Origin of the sequence: Sedimentibacter sp. (genome assembly GCF_033447055.1) — a bacterium.
Taxonomy (GTDB): domain Bacteria; phylum Bacillota; class Clostridia; order Tissierellales; family Sedimentibacteraceae; genus Sedimentibacter.
Genome location: NZ_JAWQJF010000003.1, coordinates 1 through 16,510 on the forward strand (window position 1 = coordinate 1; position 16,510 = coordinate 16,510).

Below are 16,510 nucleotides of genomic sequence, written 5' to 3' on the forward strand. Positions count from 1 at the left end.
CATCAACTTCTTTTATCGCTTCTGTATGAACTGTTGAATACCATACTTCATCGATATTTCTCAAAGTTGATTCTTTAGTGCAGAGAAAATCTATGAATTTTTCTGCTAAAGGCTGGTTTTTTGTTGTTGAAGGAACAAACATTGCATCAATCCAAATATTGCTGCCTTCCTTTGGAATAACAAAGTCCAAGTTTTCGTTTTCTGCCATTGCAGAAACTGCTTCTCCGGACCATACCAAAGCCATATCAGCTTCTTCGTTAATCATTATATCAGGAGCACCGTCTGTAATGTATGCCATAACCAAAGGCTTTTGTTTTAAAAGAAGTTCTTTTGCTTCGTCAAGTTCTTTTTCGTTTACTGTATTCATGGAATACCCTAAAAATTTCAATGCAGCACCAAATGAATCTCTTTGAGAATCCATCATTATTATGCGCTGATTATGATTTTCATCCCACAGCATTGACCAGCTGTCAGATGATGCATCTACCGTGTTTTTGTTATATAGAATACCCAAAGTTCCCCAGAAATATGGAACTGCATATTCATTATTTGGATCATAAGGCTGATTTTTAAAGTCTTCTCCTATATATTTAAAGTTAGGAATGTTGTCAAAATTTAATTTGTTGACCATTCCTTCATTAATCATTCTTTCAATCATATATTCGCTTGATATGATTAAATCGTAATTTGATGCTCCTGCTTTAGCTTTAATGTACATTTCTTCAGGAGTTGAATATGTATCATACTTAATTGTAACATTGTTTGCTTCTTCAAATTCTGATATTAAATCTTTATCAATATAAATATCGTAGTTCAGAACGTTCAATGTTTCTTTTTCTTCAGAACTGCATCCGGCAACTGCAATTAGTATTACACATATGAGTGCTGCAATTAAAATTAATTTCTTTTTCACTGTTTATACCTCTTTCTTTTTTATTTAGTTTTTTCAGTTACATTTGATCTTTTATTAATTAATACCATTAACAATAATACTACTGAAAGCATTATTGTGGATAACGCATTTATTGTCGGGCGAACGCCTCTTCTTGCCATTGAATAAATAATTATTGAAAGATTTGTAACTCCTTCGCCTTTTGTAAAGTAACTGATGATGAAATCGTCAATTGATAACGTGAATGCCATTAAAAATCCTGTAACAATTCCAGGCTTAATTTCCGGTATTATTACTTTCCTAAGTGCATACATTGGAGTTGCTCCTAAATCCATGGCTGCCTCAGTCATATTTGCATCAAGCTGTTTCAATTTTGGCAGTATTGATAATATTACGTAAGGAGTATTAAACACTATATGTGATAGCAGCATTGTATTAAATCCAAAGCTGGTATTAAATGATACAAACAATATCATTAGTGAAATACCAGTTACGATATCAGGATTTACTACAGGAAGATAATTGACATTGAGCATAACTGCCTTCGTTTTTCCCTTCATGCTGTTTATTCCAATTGCTGCAATTGTTCCTAAAACTGTTGCTATAACTGCTGAAATTATTGCAATTGAAATTGTGTAGTAAAATGCTGATCGAATATCCCCATCCTGAAAAAGTTCAACATACCATTTAAGTGAGAATCCTGTCCAATTGCCTCTTGATTTAGACTCATTGAAAGAAAAAACAGTAAGGACAACTATCGGAGCATAAAGAAATATAAAAATTATTCCTATATATATTTTAGACAAATACTTTTTTACCACAGGCGCGCTCCTCCTTCTTTGTCTATATCAAATTTATTCATAATTGACATTGAAATTAAAATAATTATCATCATGATTATTGATATAGCAGAGCCGAAATTCCAGTCACCATTAAGTATAAACAATTTTTCTATTAAATTTCCAATCATCATGTTCTTGTTGCCTCCTAAAAGCTGAGGGATAATAAATGTGCTTACTGCTGGCATAAAAACCATTATAATTCCTGATATTACTCCAGGCATACTGAGTGGAACAATGATTTTTCTAAATTTAATGTACTGATTTGCTCCTAAATCATCAGCTGCTTCTAAAAGACCAGTGTCCATTTTGCTGAGTGCCGTATAGATGGGGAGTATCATAAAAGGCAGAAAATTATAGACCATGCCCATTACAGTAGCTCCTTTTGTATAAAGCATATTTATCTTTGGAAGTCCTAAAAAAGCGAATAAATTATTAAGTATTCCGTTATTTCCCAGTATTGTCATCCATGCGTAGGTCCTTAAAAGCATGTTCATCCACATTGGTAATATACAAAGGAAAAGTAATGTATTTCTTTTTGATATATTTGCATTTGAAATGATATATGCTGCAGGATAACCTAACAATAAACAAATTATTGTTGATATGGCTGCTAATGATATGGAATCCCACAATATATTCAAATACATTGAATCAAAAAATTTAATGAAATTTTGTAACGAAAAATTTATTGTTGTAATGTCGTCAGAACTTTTCATTGTAACACTGTATAGCAAGACCAGAAATGATGGGAAAACAATAAATATTACAATCCACACCAAGTAAGGATATGCAAGATACGTAGTTTTGTTTTTCAAAACTATTCCCCCTTTTCCATTATATGAATATCATCAGGAGTAAGAGTAAGTCCTACCCTAGAACCAACAGCTGCTTTATCAGTGCTGTGTACTAAAAATTCATAGTCATATACAACTATGTGCATTTCATAATGAACACCTTTAAAAGTAACTGATTTTACAATACCTTCAAGTCTACCTTCTCCAGGCAAAGTTAAATCTAAATCTTCCGGACGAATAACAACATCAACTTCTTCACCTTTCCCGAATCCACTATCCAGACATTTGAACTTAATACCCAGAAATTCAACTAAGTAATCATCAAGCATGATACCGTCTAAAATATTGCTTTCACCAATAAAATCAGCAACAAATGCATTTTCGGGTTCATTGTAAATATCAGTAGGAGAGCCCATCTGCTGAATAATTCCGTCATTCATAACTACAATTGTGTCAGACATAGTAAGAGCTTCCTCTTGGTCATGAGTAACATAAATAAATGTAATTCCTATTTTCTTTTGCATTGCTTTTAGTTCTTGCTGCATTTCTTTTCTTAACTTTAAATCCAGTGCTCCAAGAGGTTCGTCTAATAATAATACTTTTGGCTCGTTTACCAATGCTCTTGCTATAGCAATACGCTGTTGCTGGCCTCCGCTCAACTGATCTATTCTTCTTTTTCCGTAATTTTTAAGGTTAAATAGTTCAAGCATTTTTTCAACTTTACTCGTGATAAGATGCTCATCCATTTTTTGAATTCTAAGACCGAATGCTATATTTTCAAATACATTCATATGAGGAAACAAAGAATACTTTTGAAAAACTGTGTTAAGGTGTCTTTTAAAGGGAGGAACATCGTTTATTAAATGTCCGTCAAAGTATACTTCACCTTCATCAGGTGTTTCAAAACCGCCAATGATGCGCAAAGTTGTTGTTTTTCCGCAACCGCTTGGCCCTAGTAATGTTACGAATTCATTTTTTTTAACGGATAAAGTAATATCATCAAGAATCGTATTTCCATCAAATTTTTTAGTTATATTATTCAATTCGATAATTGCTGTGTCCATTTTATTCTCCTGATTAGAAACTTGGCGGAGTACATACCCAAATTATACGTGCCGGGTTTTTACTCGCATTTTCAATATAATGATTTTTATTAGGTTTGAAGTAGAAGGATTCACCCTTCTTAACTTTATATAGCTGGTTTCCATAATTAAGCATTACAGAACCGGATAAAACATAGCCAAATTCCTCACCTTCGTGAGGTTCATCTAGTTTTGTTTTGGCATAACTTTTAAGTTCAACTAAAATAGGTTCCATTTTATTTTTCTGAGCATTTGGAATAATCCAATTTATTATGTAATTGTCATCAGATTCCTTTACAAATATATCTTCTTCTTTGAAAACTATTTTGCTGTCAATCGCTTCGTTGAAAAAGCTGGCTAAATCTGTACCAAGGCATTCTAATATGTCTGTAAGTGTTGCAATTGAAGGAGATGTTAAATCTCTTTCTAATTGTGATATGTATCCCTTTGTCAATTCACATCTGTCAGCAAGTTCCTGCTGAGTGAGAGAATTAGCAATTCTTATTCTTTTTAAGTTTTCTCCGATATTCATGAATTACCTCACATTGCAACTATTAAACAAAATGTTTATAATTACTAAACTTTATCAGATATTATTATACACAGCACATAACTATATGTCAATATAAAAATAAGCGTAATTCATAAAAAGAATAAAATAATACAGTTAATATTGTATTATAAGTTTACTTTTGCTAAACTTAATATCGGTAAATTAAACAAAGGATTTAACTTTAGATTGAGTAATTATTATGCATTTGTTCAATAACTGTATAAAGATTATACTTATTGACATGAAATCATTCATGTTATATAGTTGTTGATAGCAAATGAATAGTTATAAGGGGTGAGTTTTATTAAAACTAAAACCATATACAGATGTACAAATTGTGGTTATGAAACTGTAAAATGGATGGGTAAATGTCCTAATTGCAACGAGTGGAACAGTCTTGAAGAAAATACAATTGAAATTAAAAAAAGTTCAAATAATTCAAGGTCGACTGCAAAAAAGAAAACTATTAAAAAATTAGCAGAAGTAACTTCCAGTAACAGCGATAGGATTATTACAAATATAGGTGAATTTAACAGAGTAATGGGTGGAGGAATTGTAAAAGATTCAATTACTATTATTACAGCAAAACCGGGAGCAGGAAAATCAACTTTGCTTTTGCAGGTGGCAGATGATGTTTCTTCAAAAGGATTCAAAGTAATATATGCTTCAGGTGAAGAAAGCGATAGCCAGATTAAAAGCAGAGCTGACAGAATATTAAATAAAATAAATGAAAATATTTGGATTATATCAGATACAAACTTAGATAATGTTGTGGATTCGATTAAAGAAATTGATCCTGACTTAATGATTGTAGATAGTATACAAGCTTTTGTTTTAGAAGACTATTTACCTTCGAGAGCAGGTTCTCCAACACAAACTATGGAATGTGCCAATGAGCTTTTGAGAATTGCAAAGAACAATGAAAGGCCAAGAGCTGTCATTTTAGTCGGTCAAATGAATAAAAATGAAGAAATTGCAGGACTTCGTTCATTAGAACATTTAGTGGACACAGTGCTTATTATAGACGGTGAAAATGAAGAAGAATTAAGGTCACTGCAAAGTTCGAAAAATAGATTTGGAGGAACGGGCGAAACCGGATTTTTTAGCATGACAGAAAATGGTATGGTATCCATAGATAATCCATCTGAATTCTTTATGACAAAAAGAGAAGAAGGAGACGTTATTTCAGGGAGTGCATTAACTGTTGTAAGAGAAGGCTCGCGCCCAATAATTTTAGAAATAGAAAGTCTTGTTTCAAACTCTTTTACACCATTTCCATCAAGAATTGGCGAGAATTTAGGAAAAGATCAATTAAATACTTTAATTTCAATTCTTGAACAAAGAGGTGGATTTAATTTATTCAACAAAAATGTCGTTATAAAAATTACAGGAGGACTTCGCATAAGAGAACAAGCTATAAATTTAGCAGTTATAATGTGTATAGTATCTTCCGTTTATAATAAAGGGATTCCTAATGATATAGTTTTTATTGCAGATGTAGGCCTTACCGGTGAACTTAAAAAAGTTCCATCTCTTGAAACAAGAATAAAAGAACTGGACAGGATGGGATTTAAAAAAGTGTATGTTGCTAAAAATGCTTTTAGCAGGACGGTAAAGTTTAGCAATATACAAGTTGTTGAATTGAAAACATTAATTGAAGTAATAAATCATGTGTTTGGGAAGTTAAAATAAAATATGGAGTGGCAGAAATGTTAGAGTTTTTAAGAAAAGAGGGAATCAGTGAAAAACTGATTTGTGAAATAGAAAAATTCAGAAAATTTTATAAGGTTAAAGGGGAATTGAAGTACAGAATTCCAAATCCAAGATACAATTATTACGGAAATGATGTTTGGGAGGAAGCTGTAACGGCACTGCTTTGCGGAGAAAATCTTCTTTTGGTTGGTTCTAAGGCAACGGGGAAAAATGTTCTTTCTGAAAATCTTGCAGCAGCTTTCGGGAGACCAAGCTGGGATGTTTCATTTCATGTAAATACTGATTCATCATCATTGATAGGTACGGATACTTTTGAAAATGGGCAGGTCGTACTCAGGCACGGACCAATTTATGAATGTGCTAAATGGGGAGGTTTTGGAATACTTGATGAAATTAATATGGCAAAAAATGATTCCATAGCAGTATTGCACGCTACTTTGGACTACAGAAAAATCATTGATGTGCCCGGTTATGACAAAATCAAAGTTGATGAGGCAGGAAGATTTATTGCAACCATGAATTATGGATATGCAGGCACGAGAGAGCTTAATGAAGCTTTGACCTCACGTTTTATGGTAATTAATATGCCGGGAATTTCAACAAATAATTTAGAAAAAATGCTGCTTAAGGAATTTCCTAACATAAACAGTAAATACCTTGAACAGTTTGCTGCCATGTTCAATGATCTTAGGATAAAAAGTGAAAATTCAGAAATTTCAACAAAATCAGTGGACTTAAGAGGTCTTATTTCATCCATCAATCTTATGGACAAGGGGCTTGAAGCAAACAAGGCTCTTGAGATGGGAATAACTAACAAGTCTTTTGATGATTTTGAACGAGAACTTGTGGTTGATGTAATTCGCTTGAGGATACCGCGAAATCTTGAAAGGAGTGAAATTTTCACGGATTAATATGAAAAATCATAAGGACGAGAAAAGAAGGGCACTCAATATTATATGGAATGCAGCAGATGATTATACCATAAATTCTCAAGTAAAGCTATGCCATGAAGATGCTTCAGCTGATGTATACATTAATTACATAGTAGGGGCTGTACACAAGTATTATGATTATCCGATTCTTCAAAGTTTTTTTGATTATCTTAAAGTTGACAGTGAGCATGAATTTTATGAAAAGCTCATGTGGATAGGTTTAGAAAACGGAGCGTATCTTAAGGGAAAAAATGAACGTCCTGTTCTTGAATCATTGCGAAGAGATTATTCAAGAAATGTAGTGGAAGAAATAGCAGCTGAAAAAAATATATTGCATGAAATAAGAATTGCACATTTTTGCAGGGTTCTAGGGATAGAAACTAAAACAGAAGGCAGGCTTCTTGACATCTTAAACCTTCTTGAATTTGACGAAGAGATGGATGCTGAGCATATAGTTTTGAGGATGAATGATATTATAAGGACATATTTCAGATTCAATCCTGGAACATACGAAACTAACCAACAGAAAGAAATTATAAGCATAAAAAGCAAGAATATAAAAGACGCGGTTTTAAAAAATGACGAAGTTAAAGAGACACAAAAAGAAAAACAAAAAGATTCAGACAATTCTTTCATGAAGGACTTGGTTATTGAATCTGCAGAAACAGCAAGAGACATAAATATTCTGGATCATGATGATTCACATAAAAAAATTCTTATAGAAAATAAATTTTCAAATAAAATAATCGAAACTGACAGACATTACATTCAGAAGTATTATGGTGCGTCCATCCTGTCTGAACACAGAACCAGGTTGCTGGAGCAGGTTCTGTGTGCCGGGAATCACAAAAAATCCCATCTTCATTTCACTCGGGGAGAATTTGACTTTAAATTGGGAAGTGACGCCGATGCTGTCTATTTCAAGAAAGCAGCTTTGGAACAAAGGGAAAGAAACATAAATTATTACAATGAATTTAATGCGAGAAACCATGAAAGTATTTCAAAACTTACAAATAAAATAAGAAATACTCTGATTGTAAATTTTGAATCATCATCAAGCAGGTCGAAGACAGGTAAACTTTGTGCAAACATGATATGGAGAAACGCTTATCTTAAGGATAGCAAGGTTTTCATAAAGGACTTAAGAAATGCTCTCGGAAATATAACGGTTGACATATTGCTTGATTCTTCTGCATCTCAGTTTGAGAGACAGGAAATCATAGCATCCCAGGGTTTTGTTATAGCAGAAAGCTTTACACGTTGCCAGATACCTGTAAGAGTGTATTCTTTTTCAAGTCTTAGGAATTTCACAATTATCAATTTGCATCGAGATTACAGCGAAACAGACAAGAATGATTGGATTTTCAAATACAATGCATCAGGATGCAATCGTGATGGTCTGGCAATACGTACTGCTCTTCATATGATGGAAAACTATGAAAGCGAGCACAAGATACTGATAGTTCTTTCGGACTGCAAGCCAAATGACATACAGTGCATTCCTGAAACGGGAATGGTTCCTGCCCACAGCGAATATTCAGGAGCAGCAGGTGTCAATGACTCGGCTTTTGAAGTGAAAAAGGGGATAAACAAAGGAGTTTCAATTCTATGTGTTTTTACCGGTGAAGATGAGGATGTTGATTCTGCCAAAAAGATTTACGGCCACAATTTTGCAAGAATAAGTTCACCTGAAAGATTTGCTGATATTGTGGGTGTATTAATGCAAAATCAATTAAAAAATCTATAAGTTGCTTAGGAGTACATGTAAATAAAAAAAGGCTGCACTGCATTTTTCATGCTAATGTTTGCCTTTTTTATTATAATTATTAAATTTGTACAACATTTACTGACATTGCTTTTCTTTTTTCAAAGAAGTCCTTGGAAACTTGCGGAAACAATGCATAAGACAAAACATCCTGCTCTGATTGTGCTAAGTCTCCAACTTCATCTTTAAGTTGTTCGAATTCATCATTTAATAAATCAGCTGGCCTGACTGTTATAACTTTTTCATCTCCGATGATAATATTTTTTATTTCATCAGAGATAGGTGCGGCAGATTTTCCATACAGTCCTTTTACATAATTTTTTATTTCTGTTGGTATTATTTTGTATCTCTCCCCGGATATTACGTTGAAAACAGCTTGTGCTCCAATCATTTGACTCATTGGAGTTACAAGAGGAGGGAATCCCAAGTCTTCTCTAACTTTAGGGACTTCTTTAAGCACGTCTTCAAATTTATCGTTGGCGTTAAGAGCTTTCATTTGGAATATCATATTTGATAACATTCCTCCGGGAATTTGATATTGCAATGTTTTTGGCTCTGTCATCAATACTTTCATATTGTAAGTTCCATTGTCCTGATAATTCTTCATTACTTTTTTAAAATAATCTGCAATATTGTTAAGGCTACTCAAATCAAGTTCGGGATCCCACTGAGTTTCTTTCAAGGATAAAGCAAGTGATTCTGTAGCCGGTTGAGATGTTCCTGATGATAATGGAGATATGGATGTATCAACTATATCTATACCGGCTTCAATTGTTTTAAGCATTGTCATTTGAGCTATGCCGCTTGTGCAGTGAGTGTGAAATTCCAAAGGAAGCTTTGTTATTTTCTTTATTGCTTTTACTAAGTCATAAGCTTCGTAAGGAAGTAAAATTCCTGACATATCTTTTATGCAAATTGTATCAGCACCTGCATTTTCAAAATTTTTTATTAATTGCAAGTAATATTCTGTAGTGTGTGCCGGGCTGGTTGTATAAGATATGGCACATTGGCAATGCGCTCCTTCTTCCTTTACAACTTCAATAGACTTTCTTAAGTTTCTGAAATCGTTTAAAGCATCAAATATTCTTATTATATCAATTCCTTCATAAATTGCGTTTTTTAGAAATTTTTCAACAATATCGTCGGGGTAATTTTTATAACCCAATAAGTTTTGTCCTCTTGACAGCATTTGAAGTTTTGTATTTTTAACATTAGCTCTTATTTTTCTAAGTCTTTCCCATGGATCTTCATTTAGGAATCTAAGACATGTATCAAAAGTGGCTCCACCCCAAACTTCCATTGAATAAAATCCGGCTTTGTCCATTTCAGATAAAATGGGCAATATTTCATCTGTAGTTAATCTTGTTGCAATCAGAGATTGATGTCCATCTCTAAGTGACGTCTCTGTGATTTTTAAATTAGGCATATTTCCTCCTCACATTTCTAATCAATATTATTATCATTTAAATCACTAATATTCTTTAAAATAATTGTAAAACAGTAACTTTTGGCAAACTATATTAAGCTTTTTCTTGATATGATTTACATATGTATGATATAATAACACAGATAATTCAACTTGTATATATTAATTTGAAATTAAAATATTTTGACAATGAAACAATTATATACAAGAATATTATTTATTATGTTTAGCATGGTCATAATATCATGCAAATATACAATTGTACATAATTTAAATAACAATTTTAGATATAGCTCATATTAATAAATAGTTATTTAAGATATATAACTAATAAAATAAGGTGGTATTTTGATGGACCAAACGGATTTGAAAATAATAAGTATATTGCAACGGGATGGAAGAATTTCAATGAAAGAACTGGGAAAAGTTGTATCCCTAAGCCCTCCTGCAGTTGCTGAGAGAGTAAAAAGACTTGAAGATGTGGGCATAATTGAGTGCTACAAAGCTGTTGTTAACAATGAAAAAGTAGGAAAGCCTATTTGTGTTCTTATAAATGCATCAATTAAGCCGGAAAAACAAGAAAAATTCTTGGATTTTGCTATGAAGGCAGAAGAAATAGTAGAGTGTCACCATGTAACGGGACCTCATAGCATGATTATGAAAGCATATTTAAGGGAGATGTCTCATCTTGAAGAAATTGTCGGTAAAATTCAATTTTATGGAAATACAGAAACGTATATAATAATGTCAAGTCCTATCGATGGGAAAGAAATTTAATTATTATTATGTTTTATTTGTATGAATATAATTAAAAATTGTGATATAATAGTAAAGTTACAAAAGAATCAAGATGACAAAATTGTTTGAAGTAAGAGGTGCAATAAATGATAAGAATACAGCAAGTTAAGCTTCCAATTGATCATACGGAAGATGATTTAATATTAAAAGCTGCAGAATCATTGAAAGTTAAAAAAGAAGAAATTAAATCCCTTTCAGTATTCAGGAAATCAATAGATGCTAGAAAAAAAGACGAAATAATGTTTATATATGCTCTGGATGTTGATTTTTACAATGACATTAAAATTTCAAAGAGAATCAATAATGTATCTGTTGTTGAGCCTTTTATATATGAAGTTGAAGTGACAGGAGAAAAATTATTAAATAATAGACCTGTTATTGTTGGAAGCGGACCGGCAGGTTTATTCTGTGCGTTGCTTCTTGCGGAAAAAGGCTACAATCCAATAATTTTGGAAAGAGGCAAAAAAGTTAAGGAACGTGTAAAAGACATTGAAAAGTTTTGGAAAGACGGTACTTTAAATGAAAGCTCTAATATACAATTTGGAGAAGGAGGCGCAGGAACTTTTTCTGATGGTAAATTAAACACGCTTATAAAGGACAGATCTAAAAGAGGCAAAAAAGTTCTTGAAGAGTTTGTTGAAGCGGGAGCACCGCCAGAAATTACCTATGTTAATAAACCTCATATAGGAACAGATCTATTGAGGAATGTTATCGTCAGTATAAGGAAAAAAATAATAAGCCTAGGTGGAACATTCAGATTTGAAGAGTGTGTAACTGATATAAATATAAAGGATAACAGTATACACCGCATTGTTACTGAAAGCGACATAATAGAAACGGATATATTAGTATTGGCTATTGGACACAGCGCAAGAGATACTTTTGCAATGCTTAACGATAAATTACAGCTTACCTCAAAGCCGTTTTCCATTGGAGTACGTATTGAACATCCACAAAAAATGATAAGTGAAGCTCAATATGGAGATTTGTCTAATCATCCTAATCTTGGACCGGCTGATTATAAATTTGTTCATAAATGCAAGAATGGAAGAAGTGTTTATACATTTTGCATGTGTCCCGGAGGTCTCGTCACGGCATCTTCTTCTGAAAAAGGAGGAGTTGTAACTAATGGCATGAGCTTTCATGAGAGAGATTTGGAAAATGCAAACTCAGCTATAGTTGTATCAATTAATCCAGAAGACTTCGGAGGAGAAAACGACCCGTTGGCAGGTATTGAATTCCAAAGAAAATGGGAACGCAAAGCCTTTGAAATAGGGGGAAGAAATTATCATGCTCCTGTACAATTGTTTAAAGATTTCAAAGAAAAGAAAATATCTACTTCATTTGGAGAAATTTATCCGACTTACAGACCTGGTGCAACTTTTGCAAATTTATGGGATTGCCTCCCGAATTATGTGTGTGAAAGTCTTGTAGAAGGAATATCAGCATTTGGCAACTGGCTTACTGATTATGACAGACCAGATGCGGTTCTTACAGGTGTTGAAACCAGAACATCATCACCTCTTAGAATTACAAGAGATGATGAATTGCAGAGCAATGTAAGAGGTATTTATCCATGCGGAGAAGGCTCCGGATATGCAGGTGGAATAATGTCTGCATCAATAGATGGCCTTAAAGTTGCAGAACAAATTATAAAAACATATAAACCAATTAGGAATATAACAATAAGGGAATGATACTATGAAAATAGCTGTTATCGGCGGAGGTGCTTCGGGTCTTGTGGCTGGTATAGCTGCAGCCAGAAATGGTGCTGAAGTTATAATTTATGAAAAAATGAATAAAGTTGGAAAAAAGATATTGGCTACCGGCAATGGCAGATGTAATTATACAAACATGTATATGTCAATGGACCGGTATCACAGCAAAAACATAAAACAAGCTGAAAGTGCAATGAATTTTTTTGATTTGCAGAGAACAATGTCTTTTTTTGAAGATTTGGGCATTTATCCATATGTTGATGACAGCGGAAAAGTGTATCCTAATTCATTGCAAGCATCAAGCGTCTTAGATGTTTTGAGATATGAAACTGCAAGGCTTAAAATTGAAGAGGTCACCGACTTTGAAGTTATCGAGTTAAGGAAAAATAAAGATAAATTCAGTATTATAGGTAAAGATAAAACTTACAATGCTGATAAAGTAATTTTATGCAGCGGAGTAAAAGCAAGCCCCCAGCTTGGATCTGACGGAAGCGGCTTTGAAATTGCAAAATCCTTTGGACACAAAATAGTTGAGCCATCCCCTGCGTTAGTGCAGCTTAAGCTTAATGGAAAATATTTTAAAAGAATTACCGGAATAAGATTCGATGGTGTTGTAAATAGTTTCACTTACAAAAATCAAATAAGAGAAGAAAAAGGTGAAATTTTATTTACTGATTATGGAATATCAGGACCTCCCATATTGCAAATCAGCAGGAAAGTTATTGAAACCTTAAACAAAGGTGAGCATGTCTTCATTTCGGTTGATATGTTTCCTGATTTAACTAAAGCAATGCTTTATGATATACTTAAAGAAAGATTTTTTAAAATTGGTTATAAAGGCATTGAAGATGGGCTGGTTGGTTTCATTAATAAAAAGCTAATTCCTGTTGTTCTGATGGAAGCAGGTTTTGATAAGCTGGATAAAGAATGCGGGAAGTTAAATAAGAAAGAAATTTTTAAAATAATTGATATATTAAAAGAATGGAAATTTGAAGTTTCAGGTCACAACACTTGGCAGCAGGCACAAACTACTGCAGGCGGAGTTGCTTTGTCAGAAATCAATCCTAATACTCTCGAATCAACAAAAACGAAAGGTCTGTATTTTGCAGGAGAAATACTTGATGTTGACGGAGATTGCGGCGGATTTAATTTGCAGTGGGCATGGAGCTCTGGATATTCAGCTGGTCACTTCAGTTCAATAAGTATTGAGAAAGGATAAGTTATGAAGAAATTTTTAGAAAAAATCTTTGGCTCTTACAGCGAAAAAGAAGTTAAGAGATTAGAGCCTACAGTGGATAAAATCTTGTCATTAGAACAAGCAATGGAACAATTATCTGACAGTCAACTGAAGGCAAAGACAGACGAATTTAAACTGCGTCTTGCAAATGGAGAAACAAAGGATGACATATTGCCTGAAGCTTTTGCTGTGGTAAGAGAAGCTGCGTGGAGAGTTCTTGGACAAAGACATTACAAAGTACAGTTAATAGGTGGTATGGTTTTACATCAGGGACGTATTGCAGAAATGAAAACAGGTGAAGGAAAAACTTTAGTTTCAACTTTGCCGGTTTATTTGAATGCGTTAGATGGTAAAGGTGTCCATGTTATAACAGTAAATGATTATTTGGCAAAGCGTGACTGTGAATGGATGGGAAAAGTTCACAATTTTCTTGGGTTATCTGTGGGCTGTATTGTTCATGGTATAACAAAACAAGAAAGAATCAACGCTTACAAAAGTGATATCACTTACGGAACAAACAATGAGTTTGGTTTTGACTACTTAAGGGACAATATGGTTATCCGCAAGGAAGAAATGGTTCAAAGAGATTTGAACTACTGCATCATAGATGAGGTAGACTCTATTTTAATAGATGAGGCAAGAACTCCTTTAATCATTTCAGGCGAAGGTGATGAATCTACATCATTATATGAAATGGCTAACAGTTTTGTTATCCCATTGAAAGGTAAAATTCAATTGCCTGAGGAAAAGAAAACTAAAATGGACTATATGATGGGTGAAGATGATGAAGATGACACTGTTGATTATATAGTTGATGAAAAAGGTAAAAATGTTACTTTGACTGCAAGGGGAGTAACAAAGGCTGAAAGATTCTTCAACATTTTAAATCTTGCTGACCAGGAAAATATGGAAATATCCCATCACATTAATCAAGCCTTGAAAGCTCACAATACAATGAGAAGAGATATTGATTACATTGTAAAAGATGGAGAGGTTTTAATTGTTGATGAATTCACCGGTCGTATTATGTACGGAAGAAGATATTCCAACGGACTGCATCAGGCAATTGAAGCAAAAGAAAAAATTGAAGTTAGAAAAGAATCTAAAACTTTGGCAACAATTACATTCCAGAATTATTTCAGAATGTACAAAAAATTATCCGGTATGACAGGTACTGCCAAAACAGAAGAAGATGAATTCAGAGAAATTTATGGTGTTGATGTAATAGAAATCCCTACAAACAAAGATGTGGTAAGAAATGATATGCAAGATGTTGTTTACAAGGGAGAAGTAGGAAAATTCAATGCTGTAATTGCTGAAATTATAGAAAAACATAAAACAGGACAGCCAATATTAGTTGGTACAATTTCCATTGAAAAATCAGAACTTTTAAGCAGAATGCTTAAGAAACAAGGTGTTAAGCATGAAGTTTTAAATGCTAAGCAGCATGACAAGGAAGCTGAAATTGTAGCACAGGCAGGACGACTTGGTTCTGTAACAATTGCAACAAATATGGCCGGCAGAGGTACAGACATCGTGCTTGGAGGTAATCCTGAATTTCTTGCCAAGCATAAAATGAAATCCAAGGGCTATTCAGATGAAATAATTTTACAATCAGACGGTTTCAACGAAACAGATGATGTTGAAATTATGGAAGCAAGAATACTGTACAAAAATTTATTAGAAGAATCTAAAAAAGAATTGCAAGATGAACAGCAAAAAGTAAGAGAAGCAGGAGGTCTTCACATAATTGGCACGGAACGCCATGAATCAAGACGTATTGACAATCAGTTAAGAGGACGTGCCGGCAGACAAGGAGACCCTGGTTCAACTCGTTTTTATATATCATTGGAAGACGACTTGATGAGACTTTTCGCAGGGGATAAAGTTAAAACAATAATAGAAACATTGAAAATGCCTGAAGATGAACCATTAGAAGCAGGAATGCTCACTAGGACTATTGAAACAGCACAAGGAAGAGTTGAAGGAAGAAACTTTGAAATAAGAAAACATGTTCTTCAATATGACAATGTAATGAACAAACAAAGAGAAGTTATTTATTCTGAAAGAAAAAGAGTACTTCTTGGTGAAGACCTGAAGGATTATGTATCTAAAATGATTAATGAGCTCATTGACAATGGTATACAAAGGTACACCACTGATGAAAGATACAGTGACAATTGGGATATAAAGGGATTTGAAAAATATATTGCTGAAACTTTTTACATGCTGATTTCTTTTGAAGGAGTAAAGCAGGAAGATATAACAAAAGATATACTTAGAGAAAAAGCAAGAAATGCCGTAGACAGGCATTACGAAAGACAGGAATTGGAATTTGGAGCAGACACTTTTAGAGAAATAGAAAGAATTGTACTTCTTAGAAATGTTGATACAAAATGGATTGACCACATAGATGCTATGGATCAGTTAAGACAAGGTATTGGGCTTCGTGCTATAGGTAATGAAGATCCGGTAAGAGCATACCAGGTTGAAGGTTTTGACATGTTTGAAGAGATGACTGCATCAATACAGGAAGATACAGTTAAAATGCTGATGCGTGTAAGACCTCAGGAAAAAATACAACGTAAAGAAGTAGCTAAAATAACAGGCACAAGTGGAGGAGATTTAGGTGGAAAACCACAGCCGGTTGTAAAAAAAGAGAAAAAAGTTGGAAGAAATGATCCATGCCCGTGCGGAAGCGGTAAAAAGTATAAAAAATGCTGTGGTGCTAACGAGCAGGACAATTTAAAATAGGGAG

General features: G+C 33.5%; 13 protein-coding genes. 7 read left to right on the plus strand and 6 right to left on the minus strand.

All coding sequences use genetic code 11. From position 1 onward, the window contains the following. The 5 genes from SA378_RS00125 to SA378_RS00145 form a co-directional block, all read right to left on the minus strand. On the minus strand, positions 1 to 913 hold a 913-nt coding region (locus tag SA378_RS00125; protein ID WP_318523966.1), incomplete at its 3' end, for a spermidine/putrescine ABC transporter substrate-binding protein. A gap of 20 nt (positions 914 to 933) precedes the next feature. Further along, entirely contained in the window at positions 934 to 1,713 is a 780-nt protein-coding gene (locus SA378_RS00130; protein ID WP_318523967.1) for an ABC transporter permease, read from the minus strand. Further along, the gene (locus tag SA378_RS00135; RefSeq protein ID WP_318523968.1) at positions 1,707 to 2,549 is read right to left on the minus strand and encodes an ABC transporter permease; all 843 of its coding nucleotides are present in this window, start codon (positions 2,547 to 2,549) and stop codon (positions 1,707 to 1,709) included. Before SA378_RS00135 ends, SA378_RS00130 begins: the two co-directional genes overlap by 7 nt. Before the next feature lie 2 nt (positions 2,550 to 2,551). Then, a complete protein-coding gene (gene potA, locus SA378_RS00140) occupies positions 2,552 to 3,592 on the minus strand; it encodes a spermidine/putrescine ABC transporter ATP-binding protein (protein ID WP_318523969.1) in 1,041 nt (346 codons plus the stop codon). 13 nt (positions 3,593 to 3,605) lie between these two features. Next, positions 3,606 to 4,142, minus strand: coding sequence for an XRE family transcriptional regulator (locus SA378_RS00145; RefSeq protein WP_318523970.1), 537 nt, complete (start codon positions 4,140 to 4,142; stop codon positions 3,606 to 3,608). Between the two features lie 324 nt (positions 4,143 to 4,466). On the opposite strand from SA378_RS00145, the gene radA reads away from it, so the two are divergent. From radA to SA378_RS00160, 3 genes are read left to right on the plus strand one after another with little or no spacing between them, the layout of a single operon-like run. Then, entirely contained in the window at positions 4,467 to 5,855 is a 1,389-nt protein-coding gene (gene radA, locus SA378_RS00150) for a DNA repair protein RadA (protein ID WP_318524012.1), read from the plus strand. 17 nt (positions 5,856 to 5,872) lie between these two features. Beyond that, positions 5,873 to 6,787 carry a MoxR family ATPase gene (locus SA378_RS00155; protein ID WP_318523971.1) on the plus strand — a complete coding sequence of 305 codons (915 nt, stop codon included), beginning with the start codon at positions 5,873 to 5,875 and terminating at the stop codon, positions 6,785 to 6,787. 1 nt (position 6,788) lies between these two features. Beyond that, positions 6,789 to 8,555, plus strand: coding sequence for a hypothetical protein (locus SA378_RS00160; protein ID WP_318523972.1), 1,767 nt, complete (start codon positions 6,789 to 6,791; stop codon positions 8,553 to 8,555). A 79-nt stretch (positions 8,556 to 8,634) separates the two neighbouring features. Here SA378_RS00160 and SA378_RS00165 read toward each other — a convergent pair whose 3' ends face one another. Further along, complete coding sequence (locus SA378_RS00165) at positions 8,635 to 9,999, minus strand: oxaloacetate decarboxylase subunit alpha (protein WP_318523973.1); 1,365 nt, start codon at positions 9,997 to 9,999, stop codon at positions 8,635 to 8,637. A gap of 351 nt (positions 10,000 to 10,350) precedes the next feature. Here SA378_RS00165 and SA378_RS00170 point away from each other — a divergent pair, with 351 nt between their 5' ends. From SA378_RS00170 to secA, 4 genes are all read left to right on the plus strand, one after another. Further along, positions 10,351 to 10,776 (plus strand): Lrp/AsnC family transcriptional regulator, encoded by a 426-nt coding sequence (locus SA378_RS00170; protein WP_318523974.1) that lies wholly within the window; start codon positions 10,351 to 10,353, stop codon positions 10,774 to 10,776. Positions 10,777 to 10,883: 107 nt separating this feature from the next. Beyond that, complete coding sequence (locus tag SA378_RS00175; RefSeq protein WP_318523975.1) at positions 10,884 to 12,494, plus strand: NAD(P)/FAD-dependent oxidoreductase; 1,611 nt, start codon at positions 10,884 to 10,886, stop codon at positions 12,492 to 12,494. Between the two features lie 4 nt (positions 12,495 to 12,498). Further along, on the plus strand, positions 12,499 to 13,734 hold the full coding sequence (locus tag SA378_RS00180; protein WP_318523976.1) for an NAD(P)/FAD-dependent oxidoreductase: 1,236 nt from the start codon (positions 12,499 to 12,501) through the stop codon (positions 13,732 to 13,734). A 3-nt stretch (positions 13,735 to 13,737) separates the two neighbouring features. Continuing rightward, positions 13,738 to 16,506 carry a preprotein translocase subunit SecA gene (gene secA, locus SA378_RS00185; RefSeq protein WP_318523977.1) on the plus strand — a complete coding sequence of 923 codons (2,769 nt, stop codon included), beginning with the start codon at positions 13,738 to 13,740 and terminating at the stop codon, positions 16,504 to 16,506. Positions 16,507 to 16,510 lie beyond the last annotated feature (4 nt).